Source organism: Roseomonas rosulenta, from assembly GCF_016106005.1.
GTDB lineage: Bacteria > Pseudomonadota > Alphaproteobacteria > Acetobacterales > Acetobacteraceae > Neoroseomonas > Neoroseomonas rosulenta.
Window position 1 is genome coordinate 1 of sequence record NZ_JACADR010000167.1, and the last position, 9829, is coordinate 9829.

A 9829-nucleotide genomic window follows, 5' to 3' on the forward strand; every position below is an offset into this window, starting at 1 on the left:
CCGTGGCTTCCTGCGCTTCCTGACACGCCGGCACGGCATGGCGGCGCTGCCGCTCGGTTCGCTGCGCGGGCCGCGGCCGAAGGCGCCCATTCCGCGCGCGCTGACACCCGAGGATGCGCGCGCCGTCGCGCAGGAGGTGGGCGAGCACTACGACCCCGCGCGGCACGAGCGCGCGCCGCTGCAGGCCGCGCGCGACGTCGCGCTGTTCACGCTGCTGTACGGCGCCGGGCTGCGCATCGCCGAGGCGCTGGCGTTGAACCTGATCGATGCGCCGCTGCCGGGGCGCGAGGGCGCGCTGCGCGTGGTCGGCAAGGGGTCCAAGGAACGGCTGGTGCCGGTGCTGCCGGCGGTGCGCGTGGCGATGGCGGACTACCTGAGGCATCGCGGCCCCGGCGCGCCGGAGGATCCGCTGTTCCTCGGCGCGCGCGGCGGGCGGCTCGATGCCGCGGTTGCGCAACGAAGCCTGCGGGAATTCCGCCGCCTGGCCGGACTGCCGGAACATGCCACCCCGCATGCGCTGCGCCATTCCTTCGCCACCCACCTGCTGGGCGCGGGGGCCGACCTGCGCGCGATCCAGGACCTGCTGGGCCATGCCAGCCTGTCCACCACGCAGCGCTACACGGCGGTGGATGCGGCGGGGCTGCTGGCGACCTGGAAGAAGGCGCATCCGCGCGCCGGGTGAAGGCGCCGCTACCACGCCCGCACGCAAGCCGGCATGATCCCCGCGCAGGACGCGCCCGGCATGCGGCGCGCCGCAGGGATGGATGCGCAATGTTCGAAGCTGCGGAGCTCGACCACCGGGTCTCGAAGGAGGACTACAAGCGCGAGGAAGGCGAGCTGCGCCGCGCGCTGCTGCAGGCGCAGCGCGAGCTCGGCGAGCAGAAGCGCTTCCCCGTGCTGGTGCTGATCGCCGGCGTCGAGGGTGCTGGCAAGAGCGAGACGGTCCACCTGCTCAGCGAATGGATGGACCCGCGCTTCATCGAGGTCTCGGGGTTTGCGCTGCCGACCGAAGAGGAAGCCGCCCACCCGCCGATGTGGCGCTTCTGGAAGGCGCTGCCGCCCAAGGGACGCATCGGGGTCTTCTTCGGCGCCTGGCAGACCATGCCGATCCTGGAACGCGTGATGGGCGGCCTCGGCGCCGGCGGCTTCGCCCAGCGGATGGAGCAGATCATGCGCCTCGAGCGCATGCTGGCCGCCGAGGGCGTGCTGCTGGTGAAATACTGGTTCCACCTGTCGAAGGCGCAGCAGAAGAAGCGCATCAAGGCGCTGGAGAAGGACCGCGAGACGTCGTGGAAGGTCACCCGCTACGACCGCACGCTGTTCGAGCGCTACGACGACTTCATCGAGGTCTGCGAGCCCTTCCTGCGCGAGACCTCGACCGGGGAGGCGCCCTGGACGGTGGTGCCGGCGGCCGACGAGCGCTACCGCGCGCTGTTCGTCGGCCGCCACCTGCTGGGCGCGATGCGCGCCAGGCTCGACGCGGCGGCGGCGAAGCCGGCGATGCCCACCGTCGCTGCCTCCCCGCCGCCCGACCGCGTCAACATCATCCGCGCCCTGACCCTCAATCAGGAGATGTCGCGCAAGGACTACGAGGCGGAACTGGCCGAGGCGCAGGGGCGCCTCGCGCGCGCGACGCGCCACAAGCGCTATGGGAAGATCAGCGTGATCGCCGTGTTCGAGGGCAATGACGCCGCCGGCAAGGGTGGCGCGGTGCGTCGCCTCGGTGCCGCTCTCGACCCGCGCGCCTATCGCATCGTGCCGGTGGCGGCCCCCACCGAGGAGGAGCGCGCGCAGCCCTATCTGTGGCGCTTCTGGCGGCATGTGCCGCGCCCGGGCAGGCTCACGGTGTTCGACCGGTCCTGGTATGGGCGCGTGCTGGTCGAGCGCGTCGAGGGCTTCGCACCCGAGCACGACTGGCGCCGCGCCTATGGCGAGATCAACGACTTCGAGGAGCAGCTGGCCGGCCATGGCGCCGTGGTGGCGAAGTTCTGGCTCGCGATCAGCAAGGACGAGCAGCACCGTCGCTTCAAGGAACGCGAGGCAACCGCCTTCAAGCAGCACAAGATCACCGCCGAGGACTGGCGCAACCGCGAGAAATGGGACGCCTACGAGGAGGCGGTGTGCGAGATGGTGGAGCGCACATCGACCTCGGTCGCGCCCTGGACGCTGGTCGAGGCCGACAACAAGCTGCATGCCCGGGTGAAGGTGATCCGCACCCTGGCGGAACGGGTCGAGGCGGCGCTGAAGCGCAAGGGCTGAGGGCGCCACCCTTTCGCGCCGATTGTGGCGCAAAGCCAGGCGGCCCGAATGGGCCGCGGCTGCCGCCCGGGGGCGGTGTCGGGCTCTGTCAGTCGCGCGCCTCGGCCACCTCGACGGGCACCACCTCGACCCGCGCGACGCCGCTGCGGATCATGTCGAGGTTGTGCGCGATGCGCGGGCTGAGGTCGACGATGCGCCCGCGCGTCCAGGGCCCGCGGTCCTGCACGACGCCGGTGGCGCTGCGCCCGTTGTTCAGGTTGGTCACGCGCACCAGCGTCCCGAAGGGCAGGGTGCGGTGCGCGATCGTGTCGGAGTGCGGGTCGAAGCGGTCGCCATTGGCCATCCGTCGCCCGGTGAAATGCCGCGCGTAGTAGGAGGCCACGCCGACCTGCGGCGCGCCGACCGGGCGGTGATCCTGGGTGGCGGCAGCCACGGGCTGGGCGTCGCCCTCGGCCGACTGGGCGCAGCCCATGGTGAGAAGCGACAGGCCGATCGCGGCGCAGGTCGCGGCGGCCCTCAGGGATGCGGCGCGCGCGGGGCGGAGGGCAGGTTCGTGTCGTTGCAACGCCATGGGGGGCGTACTCCTCGGCGGTTTTGGCGGCACTGGCCATTCTGGGCGGCGCGCCCGGCGGCGCGCGGTGGTCTCCACGTGTCGTTGCCTGAATTCGCGATCGGGGGGCGGCGGCAACGCCCATTCCCTTGCAGCAATTCCCGGGCGCGCGCAATACCCCGCCCCCGCGGGGCAGGACACACCCAAAGACCGCAGCGCGGCGCGACCATCGTGACTTGCAGGAATGGCAAAGTATTTTGGCATGATTTCTATTATGACTGGCCAACGCCTGGATTGAATTAAATCCGGTTTATATTGTATTCACCGCAGGCAGGGGCAGGCGCCGCTACCGCCGCAAATCCCCCCCCCGGCGGCCGCGCCGGAACCCGCCGGGCCGGGGGATTGGCGCAGGCCGGCCCGTCCAGTACACGCCGCCCTCTCGCGCACGACAGCACGGACGACGGCACATGAGCGGCACCAACCAGCGCATCGACGGCAAGCGGTTGTGGGACAGCCTGATGGCGATGGCCGAGATCGGCGCCACCCCCAAGGGCGGGGTGAAGCGCCTGACGCTCAGCGATGTCGACAAGCAGGGCCGCGACCGGTTCAAGGGCTGGTGCGAGGCGCTGGGCCTGACCGTGCGCGTGGACGCCATCGGCAACATGTTCGCCCGCCGCGAGGGCCGCGACCCCGCGCGCCTGCCGGTGCTGCTGGGCAGCCACCTCGACAGCCAGCCGACCGGCGGCAAGTTCGACGGCGCGCTCGGCGTGATCGCCGGGCTCGAGGTGATGCGCACGCTGGCCGACCTCAACATCACCACCGAGGCGCCGATCGAGCTCATCAACTGGACCGACGAGGAAGGCTCGCGCTTCGGCCATTCGCTGATGGGATCGGGCACCTGGGCGGGGATCTACAGCCTCGAGAAGACCTATGGCCTGCGCGACGTCGATGGCGTCTCGGTCTCCGAAGCCCTGGACAGCATCGGCTACAAGGGCCCGCACGCGGCAAAGCCCTTCCCCGCCGACGCCTATTTCGAACTGCACATCGAACAAGGGCCGATCCTGGAGCGCGGGGGCAAGCAGGTCGGCATCGTCACCGGCGCGCAGGCGCAGGTCTGGTACGACGCCGTCATCATCGGCCAGGACAGCCATGCCGGCACAACGCCGCCCTCCGCACGCCGCGACGCGCTGGTCGCCGCCGCGCGCGTGGTCACGCTGGTGGACCGGCTGATGCGCGAGCGCGGCGAGGATGGCCGCGGCACCGTGGGCTTCCTGCAGATCGCCCAGCCCTCGCGCAACGTGGTGCCGGGCGAGGTGCGCTTCTCCGCCGAGTTCCGCCACCCCGACGACGCGCAGATCACGGGCCTGGCGGAAAGCTTCCCGGCCGAGGCGCAGCGCCTGGTCGCCGAGACCGGCTGCCGGCTCGACCTGACCGAACTGTTCCGCATCCCGGCGCAGCCCTTCGACCCGTCCTGCGTGGACCTGGTGCGCCAGGCGGCGCAGCGCCTCGGCTTCTCTTCGCGCGAGATCATCTCCGGCGCGGGGCACGATGCCGTCTATGTCGCGCGCAGCATCCCCACCGCGATGATCTTCACGCCCTGCAAGGATGGGCTCAGCCACAACGAGGCGGAGAGCATCCTGCCGGAGGAAGCGGAGGCGGGCTGCCAGGTGTTGTTCGAGGCCGTCGTGGCCAGGGCCAATCGGCAGATGTGACGAGGGGGCCTTGCCCCCTCGACCTCCACCAGGGGGCAACGGCCCCCTGGACCGCGGTCAGTAGGCGGGCTGGCTCTCCGTCACGGACACATGCGCCAGGACCACCTTCCAGCCGACATCGGGCAGGCGCACCCAGGTCTGGCTCTGGCGGGCGGGCATGTCGCGGCCACGCATGTCGAATTCCAGGTGAACGGTGGCGATGTCGCGGCCGAGCGTGGTGATCACGAGGCGCCGGCGCGCCAGCTTGATCCCCGGGCCGGGCGGGCGGCGTACGCGATGCGCATGGATCTCGTCGAAGCCATAGCCGTTCTCGTGGATGGCGGAACGGATGGTCAGCGGCGAATTCCAGAAGGTGGCGTCGAGCACATCGACATCCTTGTCGATCAGCGCCTGCTCGTAGCGTTCGAACAGCGCGCGGACCTCCTCCACCACCTCGGGGATGTTCACGTCCATCAGGCATTCTCCAGGGCAAGGGCAGTGGCGACCAGCAGCGCATCGGCGCCGCGTGCGGCGAGCAGCGAGAGCCCGACCGGGCGGCCCTCGACCAGCGCGCCGGGAATGCTGACCTGCGGATGCCCCGCGAGCCCGCCATGCGCGCAGAGCACGTTGATCGCGGCGCGAACGCCTTCCAGTTCCGGCAGCGGCATGCCGGTCGGCGGCGCCGGGAAGGGCGTGGTCGGGATCGCCAGAACCGTGCCGGCGGGGAGCAGATGCGCGAGCCGCCCGCGCGCCTCGCGCCGCACCAGCGCAGCCCAGCCGCGCTCGGCCTCGGGCATGGTCGCACCCAGCACCAGGCCGCGCGCGACATTGAAGGCGAAGCGCGGATTGTCGCGCTCGACCCAGGGGCGGAAGGTCTCCCAGGCCTCGACCGGCTGCAGCGTGCGCTGGGCGCGCGACCAGGCGCTGAGGCCGGGCGGCGCCATGATGTCTTCCCGCCGGTCGGGAATGATGCGCTTCAGGCGGTCCAGCATCGGCTGCAGCGCGGCGGAGGTGGCGGGGTCGGCGAAGCCGAAGGCGTCGGTCGCGATGACCAGCCGGCCTGGCAGCGCGGGGGCGATCGCCTCCCGCAGCAGCACGGCGGAGACCCGCGCGAAGGTCGCCGCATCGCGCGCGAACCAGCCCGTGGTGTCGGAGGTCGGCGCCTGCGGCAGCATCCCCGTCAGGTCGAGCCGCCCATGCGTCGGGCGGATGCCATACAGCCCGCAGAAGCTCGCCGGCACGCGCACGGACCCGCCCGTGTCGGTGCCGAGCGCCGTGTCGCACATGCCCGCCGCCACCGCGCTGGCCGAACCCGAGGACGACCCACCCGGCACATGCCCCGGCGCGGCGGGGTTTTCCGGCGTGCCCTCGAAGGCGTTCTCGCCAAGGATGCCGAGCGAGACCTCGTCCGTGATGGTCTTGCCAACCAGGGTGCAGCCGGCATCGAGCAGCGCCTGCACGGCCCAGGCATGGCGCGTCGGGATGGGGTTCTGCCGCGCCCAGTCGGGGTTGCCGCCGCCGGTCGGGTGGCCGGCCACGTCGAACAGGTCCTTGGCGGCGAAGGTCAGGCCCGCGAGCGGGCCGCCGGGGCGGCCCTCGATGCGCACCGAAGTACCGGGGACGAAGGGGGACATGGCGGCTCCGCGCAGGGGAAGCCGCAGCCTAGGGCCAGATGCAGCATGGCGGAAACCGGCGCCGCCGGTCAGCGCGCGGCGCTGCGCCGCAGCGCCTTCTCCACTTCCAACACGCCGAGGAATACCAGCGCCGCCAGCCAGACCGCGCCCCATTCGGCCGCGCCCAGCGCCGCCGTGCCGAACACCGTCTGCAGCGGCGGCGCGTAGGTCAGCAGGGCCTGCGCCGCCACCGTCGCGCCGATGCCCAGCCACAGCGCCGGCGAGGGCGACAGCGCGGTGAACACCGTGCTCCTCTCGCGCCGGACCGAGAAGAGGTAGGCGATCTCGAGCGCCACAATCGTGTTGACCACCACGCTGCGCGCCAGAGCCTCGTCGCCGCCGCGCGCCAGGACCCATTCGAAGGCGCCGAAGGCGGCGGCGGCGATCAGCACCGAGACCAGCCCGAAGCGCCACAGCAGGAAGCCCGAGAGCATCGGCCGGCGCGGGTCGCGCGGCGGCTCGGCCATGATGCCGCGCTCGGTCGGCTCGAACGCCAGCGCCATGCCGAGCGCGGTGGCGGTGATGGTGTTGATCCACAGCACCTGCAGCGGCGTCATTGGCAGCGCCAGGCCGAACAGCACGGCGGCGGCGATGACCAGCGCCTCCCCGCCATCCGTCGGCAGGTTCCACAGGATCACCTTGCGCAGGTTGTCGTACACCGTCCGTCCTTCGCGCACCGCCGCCGCGATCGAGGCGAAGTCGTCATCCGTCAGCACCATCTGCGCCGCCTGCTTGGCGGCCTCCGTGCCGCGCCGCCCCATGGCGATGCCGATATCGGCGCGCTTGAGTGCCGGCGCGTCGTTCACCCCATCTCCGGTCATCGCCACCACGGTGCCGTCGCGCTGCAGCGCCTCGACAAGGCGGAGCTTCTGCTCGGGACTGACGCGGGCGAAGACGTCGGTGCGCGATGCGGCCTGCGCGAAGCCCGCCGCGTCCAGGGCATCGAGCGCGGCGCCGGTCAGCGCGCGCGGCTGCGCGGCGATGCCGAGCTCGGCGGCGATGGCAACACCCGTTGCGGCGTGGTCGCCGGTGACCATCACCACGCGGATGCCCGCCGCACGGCATTCGGCGACGGCGGCGCGCGCCTCCGGCCGCGGCGGATCGGCGAGGCTGAGCAGGCCCAGTAGGGTCAGCCCCTCGGGCAGGTCCGGCATCGCCGGCGCGCCCGCATACTCCCGCAGCGCCAGCGCGAGCACGCGCTCGCCGCGCGCCGCCATGGCCTCGGCGCGCGCCATCCAGGATGCGGCGTCGAAGGCGCCGCCGCCGGCCTGCGCAATGCAGCGCGGCAGCACCGCTTCCGGCGCGCCCTTTACCGCCAGCAGCGCGCCGCACGGCACGCAATGCAGCGTCGCCATCAGCCGATGCACGGCGTCGAAGGGCAGGGTCGCGCGCCGCGGGCTCTCGGCCGCCAGCGCGTCGGCGTCCGCGCCGGCGCGCGCGGCGAAGGCGAGCAGGGCGCCCTCCATCGGGTCGCCCTCCACCGTCCAGCCCTGCGGACCTTCGCGCAGCGCCGCATCGTTGCACAGCAGCGCCACATCCATGAGGCGCTGCGGCGGCGGCGCGCCCGTCACCGCGAGCACGCCGCCGGGTGCATAGCCCTCGCCGCTGACACGCCCCTCACCTCCTGGCCAGACGGCGCTGCGCACCGCCATCTCGTTGGTGGTCAGGGTGCCGGTCTTGTCGGTGCAGATCACATTGACTGCGCCCAGCGTCTCGACCGCCGGCAGGCGGCGGATGATGGCGCGGCGCGCGGCCATGCGCCGCACGCCCAGCGCCAAGGTCACCGAGAGAACAGCCGGCAGCCCCTCTGGGATGGCGGAGACGGCCAGGCTGACCACGACCAGCACGGCCTCGGCCAGCGGCATGCCGCGAAGCAGCACTGCCACGGCAAAGACCAAGATGGACAGTGCCAGCACCAGCGCCGTCAGCAGGCGCGCGAGACGCGCCATCTGCCGCAGCAACGGTGTCTGCGCGGTGTCGAGCCCGGCCAGCATGGCGCCGACGCGACCGATCTCGGTCGCCCCGCCGGTCGCCACCACCACGCCGCGCGCGTGGCCGGCCACCACCAGCGTGCCGGTGAAGGCCATGCAGGCGCGTTCGGCCAGCGGCGCGGCGTCCGGGACAGCCTTGGCGTCCTTCTCGGCCGGCACGGATTCGCCGGTCAGCGCCGCTTCGTCGATCCGCAGCGCGGCGGCGTCGAGCAGGCGCAGGTCGGCCGGAACACGGTCGCCGGCCTCGACCAGCACCACATCGCCGGGCACCAGCATCGCGGCCGGCAGGCTCTCTCGCGCGCCGTCGCGCAGCACGGCGGCGCGCGGGGCGAGCAACCCTCCGATCGCCTCGAGCGCTCGCTCGGCGCGGCCCTCCTGGAGCAGCCCGATGATGGCGTTGATGACCACGACAGCGAGGATCACCAGCGTATCCGCCCATTCGCCCAGCAGCGCGGTCAGCGCCACGGCCAACAGCAGCACGCGGATCAGCAGGTCTTCGAACTGCCGCAGGACGCGCGCAGCGAGGCCCGGCCGCGGCGGCGCCGGCAGCGAATTCGCGCCGTGCCGCGCAAGCAGCCGCGCCGCTTCGCCCGCACTCAGCCCGCCGCGATGTCCCCCGAGCCGCGCGAGCACCGTGGCCGGTGGCAGGGCGTGCCAGGGCTCCACCGCCATAGGCGTCGGCCGGCGCCGCCGCTGCCGCTCAGCCGCCCACGGCCTTGGCGACCAGGTAGGCGACCGCCGCCGCCGCGCCGCCGATGCCCAGAGTCTGCAATGCCCCGCGCACGGGCGGCAGCCCGGTCGCGCGCGACTTCAGCCAGCCGAAGCCGAACAGCGCGCAGGCCGTGAGCACACAGGACACCGCCAGCGCCTGGCCCGTGCTCGCGAGGATCATGTAGGGCGAGAGCGGGATCATGCCGCCCACCACATAGGCGCCGCCGATCGCGATGGCCGATCTCGCGGCGCGCTGCGGCTCGGGCTCCTTCAGGTCGAGCTCGAAGCGCATCATGAAGTCGACCCAGCGGCGCTTGTCCGCGCAGATGGAATCGACCGCCAGGCGCAGCGCGTCCCCGCGCACGCCGTAGCGGTGCAGGATGGCGGCCACCTCCCAGCGCTCGCGATCCTCGTATTCGACCGTCTCGGCCTCCTCGCGGCGGCGCTCGGCGGCGTAGTGGTCGGCCTCGCTGCGCGCGGCGAGGTAGCCGCCAAGCCCCATGGCGATGCACCCCGCGGCGATCTCGGCCAGGCCCGCGGTGACGATCAGCGGATTGGCGGCGACCGCCCCCGAGAGCCCGGCGGCGAGCGCGAAAGGCACGGTCAGGCCATCGGCGGTGCCGATCACGAGGTCGCGCACCACCTCGTTCTGGGTGAAGTGCTTTTCCTCGTGCGGGGGGCCTGGCGGCATGGGCCAGAGCCCGTCGCGGGTCAGGGTATCGCCCACGGGGGCTTGCGGCGGCGTGTCCATGGGACCAACGCTAGCGCATCGCGGCGGCCGCGACAGGTTCGCAACTGCACAATGGCCCGACCGCGCACGGAGGGAACGGCGATGCTGCGGATCATGTTGGTCGTGCTGTGCGCGGTGCTGTGGGCGCCCGAGGCCATGGCCCAGCCCGGCCCGGGGCCGGGCCGCCCGGCGGAGGGGCGCGCGCCGCGCGGCGACGGCCCGCC

General features: G+C 72.7%; 8 protein-coding genes. 3 read left to right on the forward strand and 5 right to left on the reverse strand.

Going from position 1 to position 9829, the window contains the following annotated elements; translation table 11 throughout:
- Window positions 1-682 (forward strand): tyrosine-type recombinase/integrase (locus HW578_RS17695; protein WP_198371936.1); only part of this gene is annotated, 682 nt, incomplete at its 5' end.
- Window positions 683-771: 89 nt separating this feature from the next.
- Window positions 772-2259, forward strand: a complete 1488-nt coding sequence (gene pap / locus HW578_RS17700; protein ID WP_198371937.1) for a polyphosphate:AMP phosphotransferase — start codon at window positions 772-774, stop codon at window positions 2257-2259.
- Window positions 2260-2347: 88 nt separating this feature from the next.
- On the opposite strand, the gene HW578_RS17705 is transcribed toward pap, so the two are convergent.
- Window positions 2348-2830 (reverse strand): septal ring lytic transglycosylase RlpA family protein, encoded by a 483-nt coding sequence (locus HW578_RS17705; protein ID WP_232479068.1) that lies wholly within the window; start codon window positions 2828-2830, stop codon window positions 2348-2350.
- A 446-nt stretch (window positions 2831-3276) separates the two neighbouring features.
- Here HW578_RS17705 and HW578_RS17710 point away from each other — a divergent pair, with 446 nt between their 5' ends.
- A complete protein-coding gene (locus HW578_RS17710) occupies window positions 3277-4521 on the forward strand; it encodes a Zn-dependent hydrolase (protein ID WP_198371938.1) in 1245 nt (414 codons plus the stop codon).
- Between the two features lie 57 nt (window positions 4522-4578).
- Here HW578_RS17710 and HW578_RS17715 read toward each other — a convergent pair whose 3' ends face one another.
- The 4 genes from HW578_RS17715 to HW578_RS17730 form a co-directional block, all read right to left on the reverse strand.
- Entirely contained in the window at window positions 4579-4974 is a 396-nt protein-coding gene (locus HW578_RS17715; protein ID WP_232479069.1) for an AtzH-like domain-containing protein, read from the reverse strand.
- Complete coding sequence (locus HW578_RS17720; protein WP_198371939.1) at window positions 4974-6134, reverse strand: amidase; 1161 nt, start codon at window positions 6132-6134, stop codon at window positions 4974-4976. Before HW578_RS17720 ends, HW578_RS17715 begins: the two co-directional genes overlap by 1 nt.
- Window positions 6135-6202: 68 nt before the next feature.
- Complete coding sequence (locus HW578_RS17725) at window positions 6203-8836, reverse strand: cation-translocating P-type ATPase (protein ID WP_198371940.1); 2634 nt, start codon at window positions 8834-8836, stop codon at window positions 6203-6205.
- Window positions 8837-8864: 28 nt separating this feature from the next.
- Window positions 8865-9602: a VIT1/CCC1 transporter family protein gene (locus HW578_RS17730; RefSeq protein ID WP_369407915.1), complete on the reverse strand. Its 738-nt coding sequence runs from the start codon at window positions 9600-9602 to the stop codon at window positions 8865-8867.
- Window positions 9603-9829: the final 227 nt, after the last annotated feature.

What these genes read in the sequence shown, in the direction of transcription:
- HW578_RS17725 (WP_198371940.1), bottom strand. Translation starts at nt 8,836, where the DNA reads ATGGCGGTGGAGCCCTGGCACGCCCTGCCACCGGCCACGGTGCTCGCG.
- HW578_RS17705 (WP_232479068.1), bottom strand. Translation starts at nt 2,830, where the DNA reads ATGGCGTTGCAACGACACGAACCTGCCCTCCGCCCCGCGCGCGCCGCA.
- pap (WP_198371937.1), top strand. Translation starts at nt 772, where the DNA reads ATGTTCGAAGCTGCGGAGCTCGACCACCGGGTCTCGAAGGAGGACTAC.
- HW578_RS17720 (WP_198371939.1), bottom strand. Translation starts at nt 6,134, where the DNA reads ATGTCCCCCTTCGTCCCCGGTACTTCGGTGCGCATCGAGGGCCGCCCC.
- HW578_RS17710 (WP_198371938.1), top strand. Translation starts at nt 3,277, where the DNA reads ATGAGCGGCACCAACCAGCGCATCGACGGCAAGCGGTTGTGGGACAGC.
- HW578_RS17715 (WP_232479069.1), bottom strand. Translation starts at nt 4,974, where the DNA reads ATGGACGTGAACATCCCCGAGGTGGTGGAGGAGGTCCGCGCGCTGTTC.